At 38.4% G+C, this 531-nt stretch carries 1 pseudogene; it reads left to right on the top strand.

The features are described 5' to 3' along the window. A pseudogene (locus tag ACNAV8_RS11610) lies at positions 1–531 on the top strand (IS1595 family transposase); the annotation flags it as partial.

Below are 531 nucleotides of genomic sequence, written 5' to 3'. Positions count from 1 at the left end.
ATACAGAAAAAACTGCTGGAGTTTTTTATCGCAGAAGTTACTGCAAGAACGGCAGCAAATTTGCTAGATATTCAACCTAATACAGCCGCTTTGTTCTACCATAAAATCAGGCTTGTGATTGACTATCATTTATCCCTTGAAGTTAACGAGATTTTTGAGGGAGAAATTGAACTAGACGAAAGCTATTTTGGTGGTCATCGCAAGGGAAAACGTGGGCGAGGAGCAGCTGGAAAAGTTGCTGTTTTTGGGTGACTAAAACGACAAGGAAAGGTATTTACTGTTGTGGTCGAAAACACAAAGAGTGACACATTACTCCCTGTAATTAAAAGAAAAATCAAGCCTGATAGCTGGGTTTATACGGACACTTATCGCAGTTATGATGCTCTTGATGTGAGTGAATTTCACCACGAACGAATCAATCATTCCGAGCTATTTGCGGTGAAACAAAATCATATTAATGGCATTGAAAATTTTTGGAATCAGGCGAAGCGGATACTGCGAAAATATAATGGAATTAACCGAAAAAACTTT

This window comes from Avibacterium endocarditidis, from assembly GCF_965138825.1.
Lineage (GTDB): Bacteria > Pseudomonadota > Gammaproteobacteria > Enterobacterales > Pasteurellaceae > Avibacterium > Avibacterium endocarditidis.
The sequence above is the reverse complement of the archived record's forward strand: the minus strand, read 5'-3'. Positions and strand labels throughout refer to the sequence as shown.